Below are 21,851 nucleotides of genomic sequence, written 5' to 3' on the forward strand. Positions count from 1 at the left end.
GGTGGGGGGCGGAACGCTCAAGGAGATGAGGCCCCGATCAACGGCTCGAGCAGCATGTAGCCCGACATGAGTAGCCAGGTGATCACGATCGTCCAGTACAGGACCGGGTGGCCGCGGCGGGGGATGGGTTCGATGAAATAGGTCACGCCGGTCTTGAGGTCGGGCAGTACCCAGATGAGAAACAGGACGCCCCAGACCCACGAGGTCTCGGTCAGCACGGTGAGGTAGACGAGGGCCAGACCTAGGATCGTGCGCCACTTGGCGAAGACGGAGCTGCCGGGTGTGGGCGCGAACGCCGATGCCGAGGATGCGCCGCTGCTTCCCGGGGCGGTGCCGGTGCCGGCTTGGGTGAGGTAGCAGGCGGCGCCTTGCGGGTCGCGGATGAGGTGGTGGGTGCCGTCGTGGTTGGTGTGGGTGTAGAGGACTTGGCCGCCGAGGGACTGGGTTTGTTGGACCGCCCGGTCGAGGTCGGGCACGGCGAAGAACGAGGCCCAGTATTCCTTGTCGCCCTTCACCTCATTGGACGCGACCTGCACCGCACCGATGCGCTGGCCCGCGCGGTTGTGGATCGCGTAACGGTCGGCGTCGTCTTGCTCGGCACGCAGCGACCAGCCGAAGAGGGTTTCGTAGAAGGTCTGAACGCTGGCGAGGTCGGAGACGAACAGCTCGCTCCACGCCCAACGGCCGGGTTGGCGATCGGGCGACACGGCGGAAGGGGCGTCGCCTTGGAAACACGTGAACCCCGCGCCCGCGGGGTCGCGGATCAGCGCGATTCGGCCGAGCGGGTTGCTGTCCTCCAGCTCCACCTTCGCCCCGAGTTCCTTGGCCTGCACCACGACCGCGTCCACGTCGTCCACGGCGATGTACGTCATCCAGAACGACGGCATCTTGATCTTGCGGAAAAACGCCGGCATCGAAAACAACCCCGCACACGCCTCGCCCCCCACGGCACACGTGCGGTAGCCGCCGTCCCCGGAATTGCCTTCGGCGTCATCGATCACTTGCCAGTTCAGCACCCGGCTGTAGAACGCCGTGGCTTGTTCGAGGTCGAGCGCCGAGAGGTCGGTCCAGGTGAAGTCGCCGTGCATTGTGATGGCTCTAAATTACTTGGATGTGGCCGTTGAGTCTCGCGTATATCAAATAGCCGGAGTCGATACTGAACTATTCAAACATGCGGCGAACTGTGGGTGGAAGCTGAAACAGCCCATCGTCATCAGCCGTAAACGGGACAACGTCCAGTACGGCGTCCAGGTTCAGTGGTCCGTAGATGTGTGGGAAGAGCCGGTCGCCGCCTTCGCAGTTTTCGTAGCGGACTTCGGGGACAATCTTGCCCCGGTCGATGCACAGCAGCACGAGGCCGGCCTGATCTTTGAATAAGACGTTGGCCACTTCGAGCACTTGTTCGTTGGTCGAGCAGTGGATGAAGCCTTGCGAATGCAGGCTTGGCGTTTCGTATCGGCCTTCCGCCTGGACGTCGCTCCAAGCTTGCTCTTGGGTGATGTGCAGGATGATGGGCATCGCGCTAAACAGCCGAGCTGGTGGCGGGCAACACGCTATCCAACAACGCCTGCAACTTCTTCCGCGGCTCGTCTTCGAGTTCGGTGAGCGGGAGGCGGACTTCGCCGGTGTCCATGCCGGCGATCTGCATGGCGGCTTTGATCGGGATGGGGTTGGTGGCGAGGGTGAGGCAGCCCTTGCACAGGGCGAAGAGCTCGAGGTGGCGCTGCTTGGCGGCGGCGAAGTCGCCCTCGGCGGCGGCGGTGACGACGGCCTTGACCTTGGCGGGCAGGAGGTTGGACAGGACGCTGATGACGCCCACGCCGCCGATGGACATGAGCGGGAGGGTCATGCTGTCGTCGCCGGAGATCTGGGCGATGTCGCAGCGCGAGGCGATCTCGCTGGCGAGGTCGAGGCTGCCGGTGGCTTCCTTGATCGCGACGATGTTGGGGTGTTCGTTCAGACGCACCACAGTGTCGGCGGACATGGTGACGTTGGTCCGGCCGGGGATGTTGTAGAGGCAGATCGGCAGCTCGACCGCATCGGCGACGGTCATGAAGTGGCGATACAGGCCTTCCTGCGTCGGCTTGTTGTAGTAGGGATTCACCATCAGGGCGACATCCGCGCCGGCGGCCTTGGCGTCTTGGGTGAGCGAGAGGGCTTCCTTGGTGGAGTTGCTGCCCGTGCCGGCGACGACCTGACACTTGCCCGCGGCGGCTTCGACGGTCTTCTCGATGACCTTGGCGTGTTCATCGTGGGAGAGCGTGGGCGATTCGCCGGTGGTGCCGACGGGCACGACGCCGTCGATGCCGTTGTCGATCTGAAAGGCGACGTTCTTGGCCAGGCGGTCGTAGTCGACTTCGCCCTGGTTGAACGGGGTGACGAGCGCGGTGTAGGTGCCGTTGAGCATGGTGAGCCTTGGGGTAGGGTGGGCAATGCCCACCGCGTGGGGATTCGTAGTCAGGGGCGGAAAGTCCGCCGAGCGGGAGTATTTTACCGATCGCTAGCTCTTACGCAGGGCGAGGATCAGTTCGATCTTGCCCACGTGTTCGCCGAGCTGTTTGGCGATGTCCTCGGCGGACTTCCCGGCGTCGGCGAGGCGGGCGACTTCGTCGGTGAGTTGCTGGGTCTGGGCCTCGGTGGTGAGCGGGCTTTCGACGACTTCACTGAGCTGCTTGGTGATGGCTTCGGGTGAGGCGGGCTTGGGGGTGGGCTCGCCGGCGGCCGGGGCGGGGCCGGCGTCGGGCAGCTTGCCGTGTTCGTCGCGCATGGCTTTCTGGAGCTGGGCGATGCGGAGGTCGGCCTCGTCGATTAGCTTCTCCAGCCGCATTGACTTGGTGTCGAGCTGGTTGCCCAGGCGTTTGGCGAGTTGTTCGATCTCGACCATGAGGCCTTCGAGGTCGTTGCGGACGCCGTCTTGTTGCTTGTAGCGTTCGAGGTTTTCGCGGGCGGTGGGGTGGTCGGGGCCGTGGACGCTGCGTTTGCGGATGCGCATGAGCAGCCAGGCGGAGATGAAGACGACACCGACGATGAGCAGGCCCAGCGAGATGGGGTCGTTGGGGTTGAGCTGGGCGAGGAGGGGTAGTGTCACGGTTGTCCCCCCTTGGCGAGGAGGTCGTCCGCCGCGGCGCGGGCGGCGTCCATGGCCTGCCGGACCGGGACGTTGGCGGTGGCGGCGAGGTCGCGGACGGTGTCGAATTCGGGCTGGGCGGTGAGGGGCGTGCCGTCGAGGCTGCCGACTTTGATGGGCACGTCGCCGAGCCGGGTGGCGGCGGTGACGTGCTCACGGTCGAGGACGAGCCGGTCCCATTCGCGGAAGCGGACGCCGAAGCTGCCGGTGAGTTCGAGGATGCGTCGGGCGGTGGCTTGAGCGGCATCGGGGGTGGACAACACAGAGAGCATGACGCCGGGGCGCTGCTTCTTCATGTGGATGGGGGTGGTCCAGACGTCGAGGGCGCCTTGGTCGAGGAGGGTTTGCGTGGCGTGGCCTAGGATTTCGCCGGTGGTGTCGTCGAGGTTGACCACGAGCTCGACCACGCGGGTCGCGGCGGATTCGTTGCCGGTGTGGGTTCCGGGGGTGGGCGGGGGAGCGTCGGCGGACATGCACTTTTAGTTTACTGCATCGGCGGGTTGGTAGACTTTGAAAATGGCTGAGAACGCCCAGGCTCCGAGCTATCTCCCGTTGGTCCGTGCCGTTGCGGACGGGTTGCGCCACCGCTGCGGAGTGCTCGAAGGCGACCGGGTGTTGGTCGCGTGCTCGGGTGGGGCGGACTCGGTGGCGCTGCTGCGGGCGCTGCATCTTCTTCACGATCGACGGAAGTGGAACCTATCGCTGACGGTCGCGCACGTACAGCACCACCTGCGTCCCGAAGACGAGGCGGAGGGCGATGCGGCGTTCGTCGAAGCCTTGGCGGGGCGGTTGGGTTTGAAGTACGTGCGTCGCGACATCACGCCGGGTGAAGCGGAAGGCAACATCGAAGCGAACGCGCGGGAGCAGCGCTACGCGGCGTTGGCGGAGATGGCCGGCGAGGTCGGGGCGACGTATGTCGCTACCGCCCACCACGCCGACGACCAACTCGAAACCCTGCTCATGGCGATCCTGCGCGGCACCACCGCCAAGGGCCTACGCGGCATCGCGTGGCAACGTTCGCTGCACGATACGGTCACGCTCATCCGCCCGATGCTGAATGCGACGCATGCCGAGGCGATTGAGTTGTTAGAGTCGCTCGATCAGCCTTGGCGGGAGGATGTGACGAATCTCGACAAGTCACGCACGCGGGCACGGCTGCGTCACGAGGTGTTGCCGGTGTTGCGGGAGTTGCGGCCGAGCGTGGCGCGGAAGGCGGTGGAGTTGGGGGATCATTTACGCGATTCGTCCAGCGAAGCGTTGTGATTTTGCTCTCCGGACGCCAATAACAGAGATCGTGATTGCGGTGGGTATGCAGCAGAAAAGTGTGGCGAAAAATCCCACCGTGAGGAATTCGATCAAGTCAAAGCTATGGCTGATTTGCTGTTGATATTTCATACTTTGTAGTAGCACGCTACCCACCATCGCGAAGATCGTGAAGAAAGCCCCCAGCGCTATGTATGGCAGGCGTAGAGACAAAAACAGCATGGGTACCAACGCCGAAAGGGCCGGCATGATGATCACGTTGCCGAGCGCAGCTTCGTGATAAAGGAAGTAGCCGATTCCCCAAAACACTAGAGGTGGGATGGTGAATCTAGCCACGTTTAGTTGATTGTTTTGACTGCGTCCCATCGGAATAGCCTGCTGATCAATTATGCTCGTCGCCACTTCACCTGTGGGGCGTCGCCCCACATCATTTCGAGGTCGTAGTGGCCGCGGGTGGCGGGTTCGAAGAGGTGGACCATGACTTCGACCAGGTCGACGACGCACCAGGTGGAGGCGGCGTCGCGGTCGCTGCCGTAGCGGTCGAAGCCGTGCTGGGCGCCGAGGTCGGCGACCTCGCTGCCGACGGACTTGATCTGGCGGTCGCTGGTGCCCGAGGCGATGACGATGAAATTCGTCACTTGGCTCATGCCGGTGACGTCGAACACGACGATGTCCTCGCAGCGCAGGTCGCTGACGAGGCGGGCGGCCTCGACGGCGACGAGGCGGGCGGCGTCGGGGCCTTTGGCGCTGGCGGGCGTGCTTCCGGGGGTGGAGCGGGTGGTGAACTCGTCGGGCGTGGTGGTCATGGTGTCATTGTAGGGGTGAAAGAAAGCCCGCGGATGGGGTCCGCGGGCTTTGGGGTTGGATTGAGTTTTGGCCTTAGCGGGGTTGCTTGACTTCGCCGCCGCCGCCGGCGCCTTGGGCGGGGCCCAGGACCATCTCGTCGACGGACTTGCCGGCGGGGACCATGGGGTACACGTGTTCGTGCTTCTCGACGAGCGCGTCGAGGATGGCCGGGCCGTCGTAGGCCAGGAACTCGTCCATCACCTTCGGCAGGTCTTCGAGCTTGGTCACGCGGAACGCGCCGCAGTGCATCGCTTCGATGAGCTTGCAGAAGTCGGGGTTGTGCATCTCGGTGTGGCTGTAGCGTTCTTCGTAGAACAGGTCCTGCCACTGCTTGACCATGCCCTGGAAGTCGTTGTTGAGGATGATGGTCTTGGCGGGGATCTTGTACTGGGCGGCGGTGGTCATCTCCATGGCGGTCATGGAGAAGCTGCCGTCGCCGTCGATGTTGACGACCTGGCGAGCCTTGCGGCCTTCCTTCTCGGCCTCGACCATCTCGCCGAGCTGCGCGCCCACCGACGACGGCACGCCGAAGCCCATGGTGCCCAGGCCGCCGGAGGTCAGCCACTGGCGGGGCTCGGTGTACTTGTAGAAGTGGGCGGCCCACATCTGGTGTTGGCCTACGCCGGTGGTGATGATCGCGTCGCCCTTCGACGATTTGTACAGCTGCTCGATCACGGCCTGCGGCTTGAGGTGGAACTCACGCTCGTCGTGGTCGTAGCGGTACGGCTCGTCCTTCTTCCACTGGGCGAGTTGCTCCAGCCACGGCGTGCGGTCGTTTTCCTGGGTGAGGTGCGGCAGCAAGAGCTCGAGGTTCTTGCGGGCGTCGCCCTCGACGCCGATGGTGACGGGCACGGCCTTATTGATGTTTTCCGGGGCGATGTCGAAGTGGATGATGCCGCCACGGCCTTCGCGCTCGGCGGCGCGGGCGGCGGGGGCGAACTTCGCCACGTTGCCGGTGACGCGGTCGTCGAAGCGGGCACCGATGGACACGACGACGTCGGCGTCACGCATGGCCCAGTTGGCGTAGGCGGCGCCGTGCATGCCGAGCATGTCCACGCTGCGGGGGTCGTTCTGGTCGAACGCGCCCAGGCCTTGGAGCGTGGTGGTCACGGGGATGTTGCCGGCGTCGACACACTTCCGCAGGACTTCGGTAGCGCCCGAGAGGATCGCGCCCTGGCCGACGTAGAACAGCGGCTTCTTGGCCTGGTTGATCATGGCGGCGGCGCGTTCGATTTCGGACGACGTGCCCAACTCGCGGATGTGGTAGCCGGGCATGTGCGGCTCGGCGTAGACCTCTTCGTCGAGGACCTGAGCGGTCACGTCCTTGGGCAGGTCGACGAACACGGGGCCGGGCCGGCCGGTGGTGGCGACCATGAAGGCCTGGTTGATGGCGCGGGGGATGTCGCGGACGTGCTTGACCAGCACGTTCCACTTGGTGCACGGCCGGGTGATGCCGGTCATGTCGGCTTCCTGGAACGCGTCGGTGCCGATTGCGCTGGTGGCGACCTGGCCGGCGAAGACGATCAGCGGGGTGCCGTCCATCAGGGCGTCTTGGAGCGGGGTGACGGTGTTGGTCGCCCCTGGGCCGGAGGTCACCAGGACGATGCCGGGCTTGCCGGTGACGCGGGCGTAGCCCTGGCCCATGTGGCCGGCGCCTTGTTCGTGGCGGGAGAGGATGAACTTGAACTGGTTCGACTCGTGGATGGCGTCGAACACGGGGAGGATCGCGCCGCCGGGGTAGCCGAAGATCGTGTCGACGTCATGCTCTTTCATCATGGCGTTGAAGATCTGGGCACCGGTCATGCCGCGGTACTTGTCGGTGGGGGTGCCGCGACGGGCTTGGAGTTCGGTGGCGCTGAGTTGTTGGGCGGGGGCCATGATGGGGCTTCCGTAAAAGGTGGTGTTGTTCGGGGGGTGTTTTTAGACCTACATCGGCCTCGTGGGAGGCGGCGGGTCATGATCAAGTGTTATCGGGTCGTTCGAGCGGGATCGGCGAGTGAGGGCACGGGTCGTCCGCTCAGATAACGACCACGCCGACCGTCGCGACGACGGCGGGGAGGGCGATGACGAGATGGGCGCGATCGCGTTTCATGGGCCGAGGATTATATCGACCCACCGGCGTGGGGGTCAATACGTTGTTTGCGATCTTGCCGGGCTTTAACGCAGAAAACCCGCCCCGGCCGTGGCGGTCGGAGCGGGCGTGATGGGGTTGGGGTTGGGGGTTTAGGCGGTTTCACGGCCGCGGCGGCGGGCCAACAGCACGCTGCCCAGCCCGCCCAGGGCCAGGGCCCCGGCCGGCTCGGGGACCGCGCGGAAGCTGTCCACGGCGAATTCCTGCCCGCCGACGCTGAAGAGGTTGATCGGGGTCACGCCGTCGCCGAGGGTGAGCCGGCCGATCTCGTTGCTGCCGCCCAGGCTTTGGCCGGTGAGCTCGAAATCGACGCCGTTGTAGGTGCCGTTGGTCGTGGACAGCGCCGCCCCGAGGGCCACGCCGAGGATTTGGCTGAGCCCGCCGTTGACCGCGTCCACGGCCCCGTTGACCTGCAGGTTGCTCACGCCGCCGTAGAAGGCGTAGTCGAACTGCATCAGGGTCGGGCTGCCGCCGAAGTCGAAGGTGGCCAGCACGTTGTTGAGTTCGAGTTCCTGGTCGCCGTCGCCGAAGCCGCTGGCGGGGGGGATGAACACCCGGCTCTGGACCTCGGCGAAGTTGGAGGTGAACCCGCCGCCGGGCAGGTGCATGGGGCTGACGGTGATGTCGATGCCGTCGGAGTTGAAGGTCGATACGGGCACGGCCGTGGTCCCGCCGGGCAGGGTCTCAAAGCCAGTGGCGGCGGGTAGGGCGTAGCCGGTTACAGGCAGGAGCACCGCGGCGCACGCGGCGGCGGTCCACCGGGCACGGGCCGAAGTTTGGGGGGCGATCGTTCGAAACATCTCGGGTCTCCGGGGTGGCGGGGGAGGGGGGCCACCGCGGCGGCAACGCCACCGCTCACCGCGGGCAACGCGAACACGCGTCGGGCCGGTCACTGCGGATACGAAAACACCCGGCGCGGTCTGCGCCGGGTGTCGGAGATTTTCATCGGTTGGGTGCTCAGTCGACCGGGACCAGCCGGCGGATGAAGCCCGGGTCGCCGCGGTTCTCAACGGCGACGTACAACGCCCCGTCCGGCCCGGGCATCACGTCGCGGATACGGCCCTGGCCGCGGTAGATCGGCTCGTCTTCGATCACGGTCTTGCCGTCTTCGCTGAGGCGGACCCGGCGGATTTCTTCCTTCGCCAAGGCCGCGACGAACAGGTCGTTCTGCCAGTTGGGGAAGCCGTCGCCGACGTAGAAGCTGCTGCCGCATTGGGCGATCGAGGGCAGCCAGTAGTACACCGGCTCGACGAATCCCTTGTCTTCGTGGAACGGCGGGTTCTTGCCGAAGGGCGTGCGGTTGTAGTTCATCGAGTACGACACGACGGGCCAGCCGTAGTTGTTGCCGGGCTCGACGAGGTTGATCTCGTCGCCGCCGCGGGGGCCGTGCTCGATGTCGTAGAGCAGGCCGGTCACGGGGTGCTTGGCCAGGCCCTGGGGGTTGCGGTGTCCGTAGGACCAGACCGAGGGCATGGCGTTCGAGTCGCTGAGGAACGGGTTGTCCTCGGGGATCGAGCCGTCGGTGTGGATGCGGTGGACCTTGCCGTTGGGGCGGTCGAGCTCTTGGGAGCGGGGCATCTGGCCGCGGTCGCCGATGGTGAAGAACAGCGTGTTGTCGTCGTCGAAGACGAACCGGCTGCCGTAGTGCACCCGCCCGGGGCTGGCGTGCTCGGCCGGGGTTTCGAAGAGTGTTTCCTGGTTGGTCCACACCCAACGCGACCCGCGTTTCTCGAGCTTGCCCCGCACCACGGCGGTCATGCCCGCGGGCTTGTCGCCCGAGTCGTCGGTGATCTCGGAGTAGGACAGGTAGATCCAGCCGTTGCCGGGGTGGCCGGGCGTGTCGTAGTTCGGGTCAACGGCGATGTCGAGCAGGCCGCCCTGGCCGTGGTTCCAGACCTTGGGGGTGCCGACCACGGGTTGTTTGACCAGCTTGTCGTCGATGATCAGGCGGAGCTCGCCGTTGCGTTCGCTGACGAGCATGGTGCCGTCGGGCAGGAACTCGATCGACCACGGGCGGACCAGGCCTTCTGCGACCGTCTCGACTTTGTAGCTGTGATGTTGGGTGGCGAAGACGCCTTGGCCGTCGGGCTTGCTGTCGCCCAGGGCTTCACGGCGTTTTTCGTCGCGGGCTTCGCGGAGGTAGACGACCAGCGCCCACGACTGGGCCTCGGTGAGTCCGCCCTCGAAGGCGGGCATGCCCGCGTCTTCGATGCCTTTGTAGATGGCGTTGAACAGTTCGCGGTCGCTGCCGTCGGTGACCCAATCATCGTTGAGCATGGACGAAGCGCTGCCCCCGGCGTAGTTCTCGCCGTGGCAAGCGATGCAGTTGTTCTTGAACAGTTCTTCCACGTTTTGCGCCGGGGCGGAGCCCAGGGTCACGGTGGAGAGCAGTGCAGTGGAGAGGAGAGAGAGTCGCCGCGGTGAGAAAGAAGGGGGGGTAAGCATGGTGGAAGATCGTAGCCTGTGGATGGACGGATCGACAGGGTGAACTTCCAAAATTAACGGGCGGGATCTAGGGGGCCAACCTCTATATGGATTTTGCCGCTTGCGGCTTAGCGTTCCGATTCGTCGGTCGTGCGCTAAGCCGCAAGCGGCAAAAGTATGAGAGGGTCAGGTTGAGGGTTGCTCAGAGCGCCGAGGCGAGGTGGATGGAGGGTTGAGCTTGTTTGACGTCGTCCATGGTGTCGCCGACGAGGTAGAAGACCATGTCGCCTTCACGCCAGACCATCATGGGCTGCTCGGTGTGGTCCGTCGGCGGGATGTAGGGCACGCCGGGGTCGAGGGTGGGCTTGCCGTCGTAGGCCTTGATCCACAGCGAGAGCATTTGGCCCTTGTCGTTTTCGTACATGACGTGGACCGACTTGTCGCCGGGGAGCGGGCAGAAGCCCGCGAGCTTGTACTCGTAGCCCAGGGTCGAGAGATCGAGGGCGGCGCCGTCGAGTTCCTGGCCGACGTGCTGCACGAGCGAGTCGTCGAGTTGGCCGATTTCAGCGGGGAAGAGCTGGCCGTCGTAGGGGGCGGACTGACCGATCGAGCATTTCACGTGACGCTCGCCGAAAGTCTGCGCGAGGCTGGCGGTGAGGATGCCATCGGAGTGGTAGCCCCGGTTGGAGTTCATCACGCTCAGGGCGACCAGCGCCCCGATGAACAGCGTGGCGGCGACCGCGATCGGGGCGAGCCATTGGCCGATGCGGCCGATCACGGGGCTGTCGTGTTCCTGTACCGACGCGCTTGTCGGAGCGGGCTGTTCCTGGGTGTGTTCGTTGGCGATCGAGCAGATCTTGTCACGCAGTGCATCCGGGCACCGCATGTCCTGCGAATCCATGATGCGTCCGCACGCCTGCTTGAGCTGTTGCTGATGCAGGACCCGCTTGGTGTTCGCCGGGTCGGCGGCCATCTGCTCCAGGGCGCGGAGGCTCTGTTCTTCGTTCAGCTCGCCGTCGGCGTAGCCAGAGAAGAGTTCGTGCGCTTCTTGGGGGGTCATGCCGTTGCTCATGATTCGTTTGCTCGTGCTTCTTTCTGCCCGTTGGTGTGTTTGGGGTGTTTGCCACCCGTTGTTGGTTCGTTGTTCGATGCGGCGGGTTTCAGTTCACCGCGATGCCTTGTTCCTCGGCCAGCCCCGCGAGCTTCTCGCTGAGGATGCCGCGGGCCCGGTACAGCCGGCTCATCACCGTGCCCAGAGGCACGTCCAGGACTTCGCCGACTTCCCGATACTTCAGGCCTTCCACCGCCCAGAGCAGCAGCACCTCGCGGTACTGGTCGGGCAGTTCATCGATCGCCTGCTTCAGCCGATCATCGACCTGTTGCCAGTCCATGTGCTCCAGGTCCCACGCCGGGGGCGGAGCGTCCACTTCGCTGGGGGTGCTTTCATGGATGTACTCATCGGGGATCGTGGGCTCCCGCTTTTTCTTCTGGTACCTGGTGTAGAACGTGTTGTGCAAAATCTTGAACAACCACGGCCTGACCCCTTTTTCCCCGAGCTGGAAACGCCCCTCGGCCTTGAACGCCTTCAGGTAGGTCTCCTGCATCAGGTCCGACGCCTCGTCGGGGTGCCGGCTCAGGTGCATCGCCATCCGATACACCGCATCCATTTCGGCTAACGCCAATTCTCGAAACGCTTCACTATCCACGTGCCACACCTTTTCCTCATCACGAAACGAACGCCGTTTCGCTGACAGGATAACTACTTACCTCGGAAATCTATTCCGCAAGGAAGCGAGGTCTGCAAATTTCGCGGTTTATTGGGCTTAGAAACGTATTCAGCCCGTGATCGAACCCGCATCCGCGCCCGGCAGGAAGCCGGTGGGGGAGGGCTCAGCCTGGGGTTGCCACTGCTGGCGGATGTGGTCGGCGGCGGTCTGGAGATCGGCCCGAAAGGCGTTAAGTTCTTGCTCAATCGGGTTTTGCAGGCCGGTTTCGGGAGCGATCAACGCCACGGAGAACTCGTTCAGGCGCTCGGGCCAGGCGATCGCGGATTCGACCGAGGGGTCGATCCGCTGGCCCATCTGGGATTCCAGCTCACCCAGACCCGCCAGGAGCGATCGGACGGAGGGCCCCAGCGTGTCGGGCCGGGGCTCGGCCGCGAGGATGCCGGGCGAGGGGCTCGAGGGGTCGGGCATCACGAGCTGGGTCAGCGTGACCACACCCAGGAGCGCGGCGGTGCTGAGTCCGCCCAGCCCGATCAGCCACAGCACCCGAGCGGCCACGCCGGGCCCGGTCGCCTGGGCGCGGTCCTCGGCGGTGCGGGGCGGGTAGTCGCCCACGGGGTAGGCCGGGGCGAGCTGCTCGAGCGTGGATCGGCGGTGCTGGGCACCGTCGCGCAGCTGCTGTTCGAGGTCTTGGACGTCGGGTTTGGGGGCGGGGTTGGTCTTCATGGCGTTCACCATCGGGGTTACATCGCGGCCAGGGCCGGGGTGTGTTTGAGTTTCTCGCTGAGGATCTTGCGGGCCCGGTGCAGCAGGACGCGGGCGTTCACACGGCTGATGTTCATCGCCTTGGCGACCTCGGCGGGGGTTTGGTCCTCGCCGTAGTGCAACCAGAGCGCGGTCCACTGCGCGGGCTTGAGCACTTCGTCGGCCAGCCGCCAGATTTCCGAACGGCGGTCGTGTTGCTCGGCCTCGATCGTCCGTTGCAGCGGGCCGTCGGACTGATCGGGCAGGGCGATGATCGCGTCGCCGCCCGCGGTGGGTTCGTGCCCCGACGGGGCGACGTGCTTGGCGTTGGCCCGGCCGTGGTCGATTGCTTTGCGGACCGCGATCGTGAAGAGCCAGGTGCTGAACTTCCGCTTGGGGTCGTAGCGGCCGATCTTTTCGTACGCCGTAAAGAGCGTGATCTGGGCCAGGTCCTCAGCATCGGTTTCCCGACCGACGCGGCGACGCAGCAGGTGGATCAGCCGGACGCGGTACCGCCGGTCGAGTTCTTCGTAGCTCTTGACGCAGCCGGTCTGCACCCGCGCCGCCAGGGCTTCGTCGGTGGCCGCGTCCTGTTCGACGGGCTCGACAGCTTCGGCGGGTGGGGTGACGGGGCTGGGCGTCATCATGGCGGTCATACGCGGAGGGTTCCCTCAAGGCTCGACGATTTCTCTTACGAATCTCGGGCGGCCGCGGTTACAGGAGCGAAACGAAAAACCGGTTGCGGGCCCCGGCGTCGTGCCGGGGCCCACGGGAGTCGGGAGAAATGGCCGGGCGTTACTCGAGACCGAGCTCATCAAACGCCCCGGCCTCGTCGAGCATGTCCAGCACCGCCGCGAGGCCTTCGTTATCGCACATCGCGGTGATGCTCAGCAGGTTGCTGTTTTCCGAAGGCTGCTCGACACGCACGTAGGCGAGCAGGTCGGCGAGCTTCGCCGCATCAGCATCGTTCGCCGCGGCGAGCTCGATCAGGGCTTTGCCACCCGCGGCCATCTGGTAGATCTGCCGAGCGCGGGCCGGGTTGGTCAGGGTGATGTTGAGCGCGAGTTGGGTGTCGAGTTCGCCGGTGCTGCCGACGACTTCGAGCGACTGGATCATGCCCGCGATGTTGGACTGCTGCGGGTTGCCCTCGAAGAGCTCGGCGGGGATGCGGTCGACCCACAGACGGAAGAAGTCGTCGCCGCCGAGGATGTCGGGGTTGATGACCTGTTGCCCGGTTTTCGCTTTGTCGACCAATTCTTCGGTCTTGGTTTTGTCGGGCGAGAGCAGCAGCACGCCGGACTGCGTTTCGCTGCCGGGCATGATCGCGCAGAAGAACCGGGGCTTGTCTTGGCTTTGGACCGAGTGGATGATCAGGTCGGAGTAGTCGTAGGAGTCGTAGTTTTCCAAAGCGAGCAGCAGGCCCTCGACGTTGGTCTGGGCCGAGCCGATGTCGACGGCGATCGAGATGTCGCCGGGGGCGAAGCCTTCGCCGAACGCCACGATCTTGCCCAGGTCCTCGCGGAGGTTCAGGCCGAGGGTGTTGGAAGCGCCGTCGATCAGCTCGCCGAGCTGATCGCGTTGTTCGACGGTGAAGTGGTCCATGACCTGAGCGGCCAGGGTGCTGGTGCGGACCTTGGCGGGGTCGAGGACCATGCCCCACGCCGCGTCCGGCGGGGTGAGGAAGTCCTCAGCAGTCGAAGGGGCCAACGGGACCGCGGCCAGGGCCACGGCTCCGATCAGGGTGGTGAGAAAGCGTTTCATATGAGAATCCAATCATAAATGGGGATAAAGCAATGGTATGGCGAGGTCGCCGTCGGGTATACGGCGGCCACCCCACGACCGTTACCACCACGGCTACCATGCTCCCATGAACGACAGCCCCACCCAAGACCAACCCCTCAAAATCGGCATCATCGGCGGCAGCGGCCTGGGCGACATGTTCGACGCCCCCGGCACCGACCCCGCCGACCAGGTCGTCAAAACCACCCACGAAATCGACACGCCCTTCGGCAAACCCAGCGGTCCGATCACGGCCGTGGAATGGTCGGGTGTGGAGGTCTTCCTATTGCAACGCCACGGGCCGGGCCACGTGCTGAACCCCACGGCCGTGCCGTACCGGGCGAACATCTACGCCATGAAAGCCCTGGGCGTCACGCACCTCCTGGCGAGCGGCGCGACGGGTTCGCTGCGGGAACACCTGCAGCCCGGCGAGCTGGTCATCGTCGATCAGGTGGTGGACAAGACCTACAAACGGCCCAACACTTTCTTCGAGAAGGCCGCGGTGCACGTCGAGTTTTCCTCTCCGTTCTGCCCGGTGATGCGGCGGTGGCTGCTCGACGCGGCGCAGCGCCTCGACACCGACCTCAACATCCACGACGGCGGGACGTATGTGTGCATGGAGGGCCCGGTCTTCTCGACGAAGGCCGAGAGCGAATGGCACCGCCAACTCGGCGGCGACCTCATCGGCATGACCGTGATGCCCGAAGCCAAGCTCGCGCGTGAGGCCGAGCTGGCCTATGCGTTGATCGGATTGCCGACCGACTACGACTGTTGGAAACCCCACGAAGGCGACCAGCACGAACTGCTGCAAGAGATCATCGGCAACCTCAAGAAAGCCAGTGCCGCGGGGATCGCGCTGATGAAGGCTGCGTTGGCTGATCTGTCGATGCTCCGTGATCAACCCAGCCCCGCACACACCGCTCTTGCGCTGGGGATCTGGTCGGACAAGTCGAAGGTTGATCCCGAGGAGGTGAAGCGACTTGAGGTGTTGTGGGGGAAGTATTTTGAGTAGGGATCCGGGGCTTTGTCGCACCTCCGGTACTCCGCAGCCCTCGGCTTAGGTTGCGCAATCAAGCCGAGGGCTGCGGAGCGAAGCGACAAAGCCCCGGATCAAACACTCGGGTCGTGAACCACCCCATTCTTAAACTCCCACACCCAAGCCCCCTCGCGCTGATGCTGAATGATGTACCCCAGCACAGCGACCTGATGTCCCCGGTTCTTGATCTCGATCGGCTTTCCACCCGCCGCCCAAATCCTTCCGGACATTTGTTCACTCACCGCACGCGAGCCTGCTTGCTTGAGGGTGCTCTGGATGGCCTTCGCGGCTTGATACTCGCCGGGCACTTTGCAAAGCACATGCGTGTGTGTCGTACCAACGGCGATCGCGAGTGTGGACAGATCGATCTTGTTGATTTTGCGTAGCAACCCCTCGCCGACCTGTACTCGCAATGATGGCGGAATCACAACCGCGTCCCCGCTGCGTTCTTGGTGGTATCGATGTAGCCCGGCGTGTTCCCCCTGCGGCGGGGGATGTTTGTAATCCCCGGAGGAATGCACGCGGTGGTTGCGATTGCGGAAGCCGCGTGGGTCGCCGTGGAGCCAGGTGCCGTGGGTGTGGAGGCAGAGGTGCCACCAGTCGTGCCACGCGGGCATAGGTTGTCCTCCGGAAGGGGAAACAGAAGGGGCAGAAGGGGAAGGGGAGAAGGGCGTGATCCGGGGCTTTGTCGCTGCGCTCCGCAGCCCACCGCTTAGGGGTTTGAGATCACGAAGCCGAGGGCTACGGAGCCCCAACGGGGCGACAAAGCCCCGGATCCAAACACCTCAAAACTAATCCTTGTCACCAGATTGAACGTCGCCATCCGTATTCTCATCCTCGACGCCTTCCTCCGGCGGCGGTGGCGGCGCTTGTGATTCGCGCCGCTTCTCATCCGCGAGTTCTTTGCGGTTGATCTCGACTTCACGGGGGAAGTCGAAGGCGAGACGGACCTTGTCGCCGTGGATGTCCACGACGCGGATACGGCCCAGGGGGGCGTTGGGGTCGCCCAGGACGACCTCTTCTCCGATTCGGCGGGTGAGTGCGAGCATGACTGGACCTCCTGTCCCCGAGCACGTTCCGACGCGTGCCACGTGGGGTTACGAAACAACCGCCCGCGGCATTGGATTCCGCAGGGCGTAGTCAAAGTTGGCGGCCGTGTCCCAGAGAGGTCTTCCTTCTCCCGGGCGCCTCGCGCCACGTGCGGAGGCTGGCCGTGCGTTGCTTAAGAGGTCAGTCCACCTGCTCTACCGAGGTGATCTGCGGGATGCGTTCGCGGATGTTGCGTTCGATGCCCATGTGCAGGGTCATGCTGCTGGAGGGGCAGCCGATGCACGCGCCGTGGAAGCGGATGCGGGCGATGCCCTCGTCGGTCACTTCCACCAGCTCGACATCGCCGCCGTCGGATTGCACGGCCGGGCGGATGCGTTCGATGACGCCCTGCACCTGCTCAAACAGCGGCAGGCTGGCATCGACATCCGAAGCGTTGTACTGGGGGAGGGACTGGGTCATGGTTTGGGCGGGCAACTCGGCCGATCAAAGCGGAACTGAATTTCATTCTCATCATAGGCCCGCGAGACGTTCTAAACAATGACAGGACGGTGGCGGGGCGGTCGGATCGAGGATCGTCGGCCGTTGTAGCCCAGAAGAAACACGCCGAGGGCTAGGCACGCTCCGACGCCGGGCTCGGGCGTGTGGCCGGGTTCTTCGTCGAGGGCTGAGACCAATGGGTTCTGCTGGCCGGGGGTGAACGCAAAGTCTCGCAGTCCCAAGTCCTCGGCGTCGTACCCCGCCGAAGTCCCACCAACAAGTCGATCCAACGCGGGGCCATCCTCGGTCAAGGCACGGGCCAACGCGGTCACATCCGCGGTCCCGGAGGTCGGGCGGGGCAGGTCCGCGATCCCGAGGGCTTGGATGGCCGCTACGCTCGGCCCTTGAACCACGGCTCGGGCCTGGGTATCGGTCCCACTGCCGAAGTTGATCCAGTCGGCGATCGGCGTGTCGGGCGTGATCCCCGAGATCGCGCTGCCCGAGCCGAGCGAAAGGCCCGGGTTGAACGTGCCTTGTCCGTGGATCAGCACGAGGGCCACCGGCAGGGCGTCGGAAAACAAAGCGTCATCCATCTCGACGACCGCGGCTTGCAGGGTTCCGCCCGGGATCGCGGCGGCCCATCCGAGCCCGGTGATCAGGGCCAGGCCTCTGCCGCTCGGGGTCTGGTCGGCCGGGGGCAGGGTGATCGCGTGCTGCACACTGAGACGTTCCCGGCTGGCGTTGAGGATGAGCAGTGTGGCTCCGGCCGCGTCGAGGCCGTCGATTTCCACGCCCGTGGTGCCATGGGCGGGGAGGATGATCTCGCTGATGTAGGGGGCGGCTAATGCGGGGCTGTGGCATAGCCCGGCCATCACGACGGCGAAAATCACGGAAAAAGCGTGTTGGGTCCGGGAGCGAGGCATGGAAGGGTCCGGAAGCCGATTGAAGTCCGTTCAGCGGGGTCCGTCCCGGGGATATCCTGTTAATGTTCTAAAGGATATCGCATAACCCCGAATAACAACAAGCTTTAGGTATGGATTGTTGGCTTGATTGGGTGAAAAACCCGAGCCCGAGGCCGGCGTCCGAGCTGCCGGGAGCGGGGCGGCCGATTTGTACAGAATTTCGTTCACCGATGGGCGTCGTGGGTTTGACTTGCCGGCCGGTTCTTGTTACTTTTTCCCGACGATTTGGCTTCGGCTGAGTTGCTAGTGAGTTTGACCGTCCATTTATGGGGCGCGTGTTGGTCACAAAACCGACTCGACGCCCCTTGTCAATCGGGGGCAAGCCGCTACATTGCTCAGCCCGCGACCGCGAAGGTCGCGTCGAATCGAGGCGTTTCACGGCAGCGTGAGGTGCCGGCTCAACAAGATTGGGCCTGACAACCGAATAGATTTTTTTGGCTGTTTTTGCCGCTCTTCTGCGGTGTTCGATCCTGGAGGACGAAGCAAACAGCCGGGTATGCCGCCCTAGCTCAGTTGGTAGAGCGCACCCTTGGTAAGGGTGAGGTCGTGGGTTCAAGTCCCATGGGTGGCTTTTTCGAGAGCGAATCTCGAACGTCTGACTCGATTTTTGATTTAGGATTTTTGATTGCAACAAGACAAAAATGATGGACGGTTGGCGGTGTAGCCAAATCAAAAATCATCAATCAAAAATCAAAAATGAACACGTGGTCACCGACCACTGAACCACGGAGAGTTTTTCAAATGGCTAAAGGTGTTTTCGAACGGACCAAACCGCACTGCAACGTCGGCACGATCGGCCACGTTGACCACGGCAAGACCACGCTGACCGCGGCCATCACCGCCGTCCAAGGCGCCAAGGGTCTGGCCGACCACATCAGCTACGACGACGTCGCCAAGGCTTCGGCTTCGGACGGCCGCCGTGACGCCACCAAGATCGTCACCATCTCGACCTCGCACGTCGAGTACGAGACCGACAACCGTCACTACGCCCACGTCGACTGCCCCGGCCACGCCGACTTCGTCAAGAACATGATCACCGGTGCCGCCCAAATGGACGGCGGCATCCTCGTGGTCTCGGCCGCCGACGGCCCCATGCCCCAAACCAAAGAGCACGTCCTGCTCGCCCGTCAGGTGAACGTGCCCAAGCTGGTCGTCTTCCTGAACAAGGTCGACCTCGTCGACGACGAAGAGCTGCTGGACCTCGTCGAAATGGAAGTCCAAGAGCTGCTCACCAAGTACGACTTCGAAGAAGACACCCCCATCATCAAGGGTGCCGCCTTCCCCGCGCTGCAAAACCCCTCGGACCCCGAAGCTTCCAAGTGCATCGGCGACCTCATGGACGCCATCGACACCTGGATCCCCGAGCCCGAGCGTGAAACCGACAAGCCCTTCCTGATGTCCATCGAAGACGTCTTCTCCATCAAGGGTCGTGGTACCGTTGCCACCGGCCGTGTGGAGCGTGGCGAAGTTAAGGTCGGCGACAAGGTCGAGATCGTGGGTCTGGGTGACACCCAGGAAACCACCGTGACCGGCGTTGAGATGTTCAACAAGACCCTGGACTCGGCGATCGCCGGCGACAACTGCGGTGCCCTGCTCCGTGGTATCGAGAAGAGCGACGTCCAGCGTGGTCAGGTCCTCGCGGCTCCCAAGTCGATCACCCCTCACAAGAAGTTCGAGGCTGAGATCTACATCCTCACCAAGGAAGAGGGCGGCCGCACCAGCCCGTTCTTCTCCGGCTACAAGCCCCAGTTCTACTTCCGCACCACCGACGTGACCGGTGCGATCGAGCTGACCGGCGGCGCCGAGATGGCCATGCCCGGCGACAACATCAAGGTCAACGTTGACCTCGGTGAGAAGCCCATCGCGATGGAAGAAGGCGTCCGCTTCGCCGTCCGTGAAGGCGGCCGCACCGTGGGTGCCGGCGTCGTCACCGCCATCACCGAGTAATGTGAAATCCCGTCGTGTCGGCGGTGGAAACGTCGCCGACACGTTTTTCGAATCGAACCGTACAACGCCGCCGATGTCCTCGGCGGTCTTTCCTAGAAGCCCCGACCGAAAGTTAACGTCATGGCCAAGTCCAAAGAAGCCGTCGAGTTCGTCTGGCTGCAGTGCACCGAGTGCGGCGACCTGAACTACCGCACCCCGGTGAACGTCAAGGGCGGCATGCCCGAGAAGCTCAAAGCCGGCCTGAAGAAGTACTCGCCCCGCCTGCGCAAGCACACCCTGCACAAGATCAAGCGTAAGTGATTTGATTTGGCGATTTTGTGATTTAGCGATTTGGTGATTTTGAAAACCAAGTCAATAGCTCAATCGCCAAATCACGAAATCGCCAAATGAACCCCTACGGGTGTAGCTCAGTTGGCTAGAGCAGCGGATTCCAAATCCGCAGGTCGTGGGTTCGAGTCCCTCCACCCGTGTTTTGAGATGGCCGCTTGCGGCTGAGCGTAACGAGCAGTGAATACCATGGGATTACCGATCTACAAACCCGGACAAGGCTACTGGACCCGCGTGCTGTCGGCCGTGGGCGCGGGCACACTGGTGCTCGCCGGTGCCGCCTGGATCTACGCCATCTCGCCCGGCTTTCTGCCGGACGCGAACCAGCTCTACTACCAGGCCGGGCTCGCCGTGGCCATCATTGTGGGCTTCGGTATGCTGATCTACTTCCTGCTCAACAAGCCCAACGTGGTCGACTTCATGATCGCCGTTGAGGCCGAGATGAAGAAGGTCAACTGGCCGAGCAAGAAAGAGATCGTCGGCTCGACCTGGGTCGTCATCTGCGGCACCTTCATGTTTGCCGGCCTACTGTTCCTGATCAACTTCGCCTTCGGCTGGTTCTTCCTGCAGATCGGCATCCTCGCGCCGACCGGCAACTGACACCCCCAAGCCGAGGGCTGTGGAGCCCCAAAAGGGCGACCAAGCCCCGGACGGCAACCCAGCAACCCGAGCACCTTTCATGTCCGAAGAACACAACGACTACGCCGCCGAAGAAACCGTCGAAGCCCCCGCTCCGGAAGCCCCGGCCGTGTCCCCCGAGATCGAAGACCAGATCGACGAAGACGAACTACTCGTCATGCCCGGCATGAACTGGTTCGTCCTCCGCGTGGCCTCCAACAAAGAGTCCAGCGTCCGCAAGACCCTGCTCCGCAAGATCAAGATCGAGGGCTACGACGGCGAAGACCCCGAAAAGCCCCACCTGGTCAACCGGATCCTCGTGCCTACCGAGAAGACCAAGACCATCAAGGCGGGCAAGCAGAAGATCATCGAAACCAAGCTGTACCCCGGCTACGTGTTCGTCGAGATGATGCTCGAAGACGACGGCCGTATCCCCCAGGACATCTTCTTCCTCATCAAAGAAACCACCGGCGTCGGCGACTTCATCGGCACCGCCGGTCGGCCCTCGCCCATGTCGATCCCCGAGATCGAAAAGATGCTCATGGCCTCCAAGCCTGCGGAAGAACAGCCGCAGGTCAAGATGGAGTACCAGAAGGGCGACCACGTCAAGATCACCTCCGGTGCCTTCGAGAACATGGAAGCCACCGTCGACGAACTCATGCCCGACCAAGGCAAGGTCAAGGTCATCGTCACCATCTTTGGCCGTGCGACCCCCGTCGAACTCGAATACTGGATCATCGAACGCATCGAAGAGTGATTCGCAGAATTCCAGGTTCCACATTCCCGCCCCCAAGAAACCGCCGACCCTTCGGCGGTTTTTTCATGCCCCCTAAACGCCCCAAGCCGAGGGCTGCGGAGCCCCGAAGGTGCGACAAAGCCCCGGATCAAGCCCCATAAAAACCGCCCCCACGCTTCCGGATTAACCCTCGCCTTCAAGTGTGGGGCGATTCTGGACGATAAGACCGTGAGGCGGGCGGTACGTCGCCACCCGCGTTCTCGGCCAGGAGGACGAAAGGGGGCTTCCCCATGTCCAGCATCGGAACCGGCATCGCCACAGGGGTCGCGGCCGTCGCCCAGACGGCCCAGCAGACCGCCCGCAACAAAGACCTCGTGCGCAACACCCAGCAGCGGGTCGCCAAAGACAACGCCGATTCGTTCGTCGAACGCCTCCAGTCCGCTGGCCAAGCCGACGATCCCGACGCCGAACTGCCCGACCACCAGGCCCCGGGCTACGAGCAGCTCTACCTCCACGACGGCGACGGCGAGCCCATAAGCCCTGATCCACTCAAGCCGGAGGCTGCGGAGCGCAGCGACAAAGCCCCGGATATCAGCGATCAGTCCCCGCCCCCGCCCGGCCACCCGCTGTACCAGCACCTCGACATCAAGGCCTAACACC

General features: G+C 64.0%; 26 protein-coding genes and 2 tRNA genes. 9 read left to right on the plus strand and 19 right to left on the minus strand.

The window, feature by feature from the left end:
- Window positions 1–17: 17 nt before the first annotated feature.
- From HNQ40_RS10300 to larC, 5 genes are all read right to left on the minus strand, one after another.
- Window positions 18–1,088: a VOC family protein gene (locus HNQ40_RS10300; RefSeq protein ID WP_184677755.1), complete on the minus strand. Its 1,071-nt coding sequence runs from the start codon at window positions 1,086–1,088 to the stop codon at window positions 18–20.
- Between the two features lie 73 nt (window positions 1,089–1,161).
- Complete coding sequence (locus HNQ40_RS10305) at window positions 1,162–1,518, minus strand: DUF952 domain-containing protein (RefSeq protein ID WP_184677756.1); 357 nt, start codon at window positions 1,516–1,518, stop codon at window positions 1,162–1,164.
- A gap of 4 nt (window positions 1,519–1,522) precedes the next feature.
- On the minus strand, window positions 1,523–2,407 hold the full coding sequence (gene dapA, locus HNQ40_RS10310; protein WP_184677757.1) for a 4-hydroxy-tetrahydrodipicolinate synthase: 885 nt from the start codon (window positions 2,405–2,407) through the stop codon (window positions 1,523–1,525).
- Between the two features lie 93 nt (window positions 2,408–2,500).
- On the minus strand, window positions 2,501–3,088 hold the full coding sequence (locus HNQ40_RS10315; protein WP_184677758.1) for a hypothetical protein: 588 nt from the start codon (window positions 3,086–3,088) through the stop codon (window positions 2,501–2,503).
- The gene (larC, locus tag HNQ40_RS10320) at window positions 3,085–3,600 is read right to left on the minus strand and encodes a nickel insertion protein (RefSeq protein ID WP_184677759.1); all 516 of its coding nucleotides are present in this window, start codon (window positions 3,598–3,600) and stop codon (window positions 3,085–3,087) included. The genes HNQ40_RS10315 and larC overlap by 4 nt, the downstream gene beginning before the upstream one ends.
- 43 nt (window positions 3,601–3,643) lie before the next feature.
- On the opposite strand from larC, the gene tilS reads away from it, so the two are divergent.
- Window positions 3,644–4,390: a tRNA lysidine(34) synthetase TilS gene (gene tilS / locus HNQ40_RS10325; RefSeq protein ID WP_184677760.1), complete on the plus strand. Its 747-nt coding sequence runs from the start codon at window positions 3,644–3,646 to the stop codon at window positions 4,388–4,390.
- On the opposite strand, the gene HNQ40_RS10330 is transcribed toward tilS, so the two are convergent.
- The 10 genes from HNQ40_RS10330 to HNQ40_RS10375 form a co-directional block, all read right to left on the minus strand.
- Window positions 4,361–4,756: a hypothetical protein gene (locus HNQ40_RS10330; RefSeq protein WP_221435474.1), complete on the minus strand. Its 396-nt coding sequence runs from the start codon at window positions 4,754–4,756 to the stop codon at window positions 4,361–4,363. The genes tilS and HNQ40_RS10330 overlap by 30 nt on opposite strands.
- Window positions 4,757–4,776: 20 nt before the next feature.
- Entirely contained in the window at window positions 4,777–5,196 is a 420-nt protein-coding gene (gene rsfS / locus HNQ40_RS18520; RefSeq protein ID WP_184677762.1) for a ribosome silencing factor, read from the minus strand.
- Window positions 5,197–5,269: 73 nt separating this feature from the next.
- Window positions 5,270–7,114 (minus strand): biosynthetic-type acetolactate synthase large subunit, encoded by a 1,845-nt coding sequence (ilvB, locus tag HNQ40_RS10340; RefSeq protein WP_221435475.1) that lies wholly within the window; start codon window positions 7,112–7,114, stop codon window positions 5,270–5,272.
- A gap of 345 nt (window positions 7,115–7,459) precedes the next feature.
- Window positions 7,460–8,167, minus strand: a complete 708-nt coding sequence (locus HNQ40_RS10345) for a hypothetical protein (RefSeq protein ID WP_184677763.1) — start codon at window positions 8,165–8,167, stop codon at window positions 7,460–7,462.
- A gap of 157 nt (window positions 8,168–8,324) precedes the next feature.
- Window positions 8,325–9,812 (minus strand): PQQ-dependent sugar dehydrogenase, encoded by a 1,488-nt coding sequence (locus tag HNQ40_RS10350; protein ID WP_221435476.1) that lies wholly within the window; start codon window positions 9,810–9,812, stop codon window positions 8,325–8,327.
- 181 nt (window positions 9,813–9,993) lie between these two features.
- Window positions 9,994–10,863: an anti-sigma factor family protein gene (locus HNQ40_RS10355; protein ID WP_221435477.1), complete on the minus strand. Its 870-nt coding sequence runs from the start codon at window positions 10,861–10,863 to the stop codon at window positions 9,994–9,996.
- Window positions 10,864–10,951: 88 nt separating this feature from the next.
- Window positions 10,952–11,506: a sigma-70 family RNA polymerase sigma factor gene (locus HNQ40_RS10360; RefSeq protein ID WP_315852772.1), complete on the minus strand. Its 555-nt coding sequence runs from the start codon at window positions 11,504–11,506 to the stop codon at window positions 10,952–10,954.
- Between the two features lie 120 nt (window positions 11,507–11,626).
- Entirely contained in the window at window positions 11,627–12,241 is a 615-nt protein-coding gene (locus HNQ40_RS10365) for a hypothetical protein (protein ID WP_184677767.1), read from the minus strand.
- A gap of 17 nt (window positions 12,242–12,258) precedes the next feature.
- Window positions 12,259–12,915, minus strand: coding sequence for an RNA polymerase sigma factor (locus HNQ40_RS10370; protein ID WP_184677768.1), 657 nt, complete (start codon window positions 12,913–12,915; stop codon window positions 12,259–12,261).
- Between the two features lie 139 nt (window positions 12,916–13,054).
- On the minus strand, window positions 13,055–14,020 hold the full coding sequence (locus HNQ40_RS10375) for a hypothetical protein (protein WP_184677769.1): 966 nt from the start codon (window positions 14,018–14,020) through the stop codon (window positions 13,055–13,057).
- A 106-nt stretch (window positions 14,021–14,126) separates the two neighbouring features.
- On the opposite strand from HNQ40_RS10375, the gene HNQ40_RS10380 reads away from it, so the two are divergent.
- Window positions 14,127–15,050, plus strand: a complete 924-nt coding sequence (locus tag HNQ40_RS10380; protein WP_184677770.1) for an MTAP family purine nucleoside phosphorylase — start codon at window positions 14,127–14,129, stop codon at window positions 15,048–15,050.
- Between the two features lie 98 nt (window positions 15,051–15,148).
- Here HNQ40_RS10380 and HNQ40_RS10385 read toward each other — a convergent pair whose 3' ends face one another.
- The 4 genes from HNQ40_RS10385 to HNQ40_RS10400 all read right to left on the minus strand — a co-directional run bounded on the left by HNQ40_RS10385 (window position 15,149) and on the right by HNQ40_RS10400 (window position 17,491).
- Window positions 15,149–15,691: a hypothetical protein gene (locus tag HNQ40_RS10385; protein WP_184677771.1), complete on the minus strand. Its 543-nt coding sequence runs from the start codon at window positions 15,689–15,691 to the stop codon at window positions 15,149–15,151.
- A gap of 174 nt (window positions 15,692–15,865) precedes the next feature.
- Complete coding sequence (locus HNQ40_RS10390) at window positions 15,866–16,123, minus strand: carbon storage regulator (protein WP_184677772.1); 258 nt, start codon at window positions 16,121–16,123, stop codon at window positions 15,866–15,868.
- A 181-nt stretch (window positions 16,124–16,304) separates the two neighbouring features.
- Complete coding sequence (locus HNQ40_RS10395) at window positions 16,305–16,529, minus strand: NifU family protein (protein ID WP_184679229.1); 225 nt, start codon at window positions 16,527–16,529, stop codon at window positions 16,305–16,307.
- 125 nt (window positions 16,530–16,654) lie between these two features.
- Window positions 16,655–17,491 (minus strand): hypothetical protein, encoded by an 837-nt coding sequence (locus HNQ40_RS10400; protein WP_221435479.1) that lies wholly within the window; start codon window positions 17,489–17,491, stop codon window positions 16,655–16,657.
- 570 nt (window positions 17,492–18,061) lie between these two features.
- Here HNQ40_RS10400 and HNQ40_RS10405 point away from each other — a divergent pair.
- The 7 genes from HNQ40_RS10405 to HNQ40_RS10435 all read left to right on the plus strand — a co-directional run bounded on the left by HNQ40_RS10405 (window position 18,062) and on the right by HNQ40_RS10435 (window position 21,847).
- Window positions 18,062–18,134, plus strand: a tRNA-Thr gene (locus tag HNQ40_RS10405).
- A gap of 170 nt (window positions 18,135–18,304) precedes the next feature.
- The gene (gene tuf / locus HNQ40_RS10410; protein WP_184677774.1) at window positions 18,305–19,510 is read left to right on the plus strand and encodes an elongation factor Tu; all 1,206 of its coding nucleotides are present in this window, start codon (window positions 18,305–18,307) and stop codon (window positions 19,508–19,510) included.
- A gap of 120 nt (window positions 19,511–19,630) precedes the next feature.
- Complete coding sequence (gene rpmG, locus HNQ40_RS10415; protein ID WP_184677775.1) at window positions 19,631–19,810, plus strand: 50S ribosomal protein L33; 180 nt, start codon at window positions 19,631–19,633, stop codon at window positions 19,808–19,810.
- 96 nt (window positions 19,811–19,906) lie between these two features.
- Window positions 19,907–19,980: transfer RNA gene (locus HNQ40_RS10420), tRNA-Trp, on the plus strand.
- 46 nt (window positions 19,981–20,026) lie between these two features.
- On the plus strand, window positions 20,027–20,437 hold the full coding sequence (gene secE / locus HNQ40_RS10425) for a preprotein translocase subunit SecE (RefSeq protein WP_184677776.1): 411 nt from the start codon (window positions 20,027–20,029) through the stop codon (window positions 20,435–20,437).
- A gap of 79 nt (window positions 20,438–20,516) precedes the next feature.
- Window positions 20,517–21,212, plus strand: coding sequence for a transcription termination/antitermination protein NusG (gene nusG, locus HNQ40_RS10430; RefSeq protein ID WP_184677777.1), 696 nt, complete (start codon window positions 20,517–20,519; stop codon window positions 21,210–21,212).
- A 269-nt stretch (window positions 21,213–21,481) separates the two neighbouring features.
- Window positions 21,482–21,847 carry a hypothetical protein gene (locus HNQ40_RS10435; protein ID WP_184677778.1) on the plus strand — a complete coding sequence of 122 codons (366 nt, stop codon included), beginning with the start codon at window positions 21,482–21,484 and terminating at the stop codon, window positions 21,845–21,847.
- The last annotated feature ends 4 nt before the right edge of the window (window positions 21,848–21,851 follow it).

This window comes from Algisphaera agarilytica (assembly GCF_014207595.1).
Lineage (GTDB): Bacteria > Planctomycetota > Phycisphaerae > Phycisphaerales > Phycisphaeraceae > Algisphaera > Algisphaera agarilytica.

Bases quoted from the DNA above. Each gene is read 5' to 3' on its own strand.
- HNQ40_RS10300 (WP_184677755.1), bottom strand. From the start codon at position 1,088: ATGCACGGCGACTTCACCTGGACCGACCTCTCGGCGCTCGACCTCGAA.
- HNQ40_RS10305 (WP_184677756.1), bottom strand. From the start codon at position 1,518: ATGCCCATCATCCTGCACATCACCCAAGAGCAAGCTTGGAGCGACGTC.
- dapA (WP_184677757.1), bottom strand. From the start codon at position 2,407: ATGCTCAACGGCACCTACACCGCGCTCGTCACCCCGTTCAACCAGGGC.
- larC (WP_184677759.1), bottom strand. From the start codon at position 3,600: ATGTCCGCCGACGCTCCCCCGCCCACCCCCGGAACCCACACCGGCAAC.
- tilS (WP_184677760.1), top strand. From the start codon at position 3,644: ATGGCTGAGAACGCCCAGGCTCCGAGCTATCTCCCGTTGGTCCGTGCC.
- HNQ40_RS10330 (WP_221435474.1), bottom strand. From the start codon at position 4,756: ATGGGACGCAGTCAAAACAATCAACTAAACGTGGCTAGATTCACCATC.
- rsfS (WP_184677762.1), bottom strand. From the start codon at position 5,196: ATGACCACCACGCCCGACGAGTTCACCACCCGCTCCACCCCCGGAAGC.
- ilvB (WP_221435475.1), bottom strand. From the start codon at position 7,114: ATGGCCCCCGCCCAACAACTCAGCGCCACCGAACTCCAAGCCCGTCGC.
- HNQ40_RS10345 (WP_184677763.1), bottom strand. From the start codon at position 8,167: ATGTTTCGAACGATCGCCCCCCAAACTTCGGCCCGTGCCCGGTGGACC.
- HNQ40_RS10350 (WP_221435476.1), bottom strand. From the start codon at position 9,812: ATGCTTACCCCCCCTTCTTTCTCACCGCGGCGACTCTCTCTCCTCTCC.
- HNQ40_RS10355 (WP_221435477.1), bottom strand. From the start codon at position 10,863: ATGAGCAACGGCATGACCCCCCAAGAAGCGCACGAACTCTTCTCTGGC.
- HNQ40_RS10365 (WP_184677767.1), bottom strand. From the start codon at position 12,241: ATGAAGACCAACCCCGCCCCCAAACCCGACGTCCAAGACCTCGAACAG.
- HNQ40_RS10370 (WP_184677768.1), bottom strand. From the start codon at position 12,915: ATGACCGCCATGATGACGCCCAGCCCCGTCACCCCACCCGCCGAAGCT.
- HNQ40_RS10375 (WP_184677769.1), bottom strand. From the start codon at position 14,020: ATGAAACGCTTTCTCACCACCCTGATCGGAGCCGTGGCCCTGGCCGCG.
- HNQ40_RS10380 (WP_184677770.1), top strand. From the start codon at position 14,127: ATGAACGACAGCCCCACCCAAGACCAACCCCTCAAAATCGGCATCATC.
- HNQ40_RS10385 (WP_184677771.1), bottom strand. From the start codon at position 15,691: ATGCCCGCGTGGCACGACTGGTGGCACCTCTGCCTCCACACCCACGGC.
- HNQ40_RS10390 (WP_184677772.1), bottom strand. From the start codon at position 16,123: ATGCTCGCACTCACCCGCCGAATCGGAGAAGAGGTCGTCCTGGGCGAC.
- tuf (WP_184677774.1), top strand. From the start codon at position 18,305: ATGGCTAAAGGTGTTTTCGAACGGACCAAACCGCACTGCAACGTCGGC.
- rpmG (WP_184677775.1), top strand. From the start codon at position 19,631: ATGGCCAAGTCCAAAGAAGCCGTCGAGTTCGTCTGGCTGCAGTGCACC.
- secE (WP_184677776.1), top strand. From the start codon at position 20,027: ATGGGATTACCGATCTACAAACCCGGACAAGGCTACTGGACCCGCGTG.
- nusG (WP_184677777.1), top strand. From the start codon at position 20,517: ATGTCCGAAGAACACAACGACTACGCCGCCGAAGAAACCGTCGAAGCC.
- HNQ40_RS10435 (WP_184677778.1), top strand. From the start codon at position 21,482: ATGTCCAGCATCGGAACCGGCATCGCCACAGGGGTCGCGGCCGTCGCC.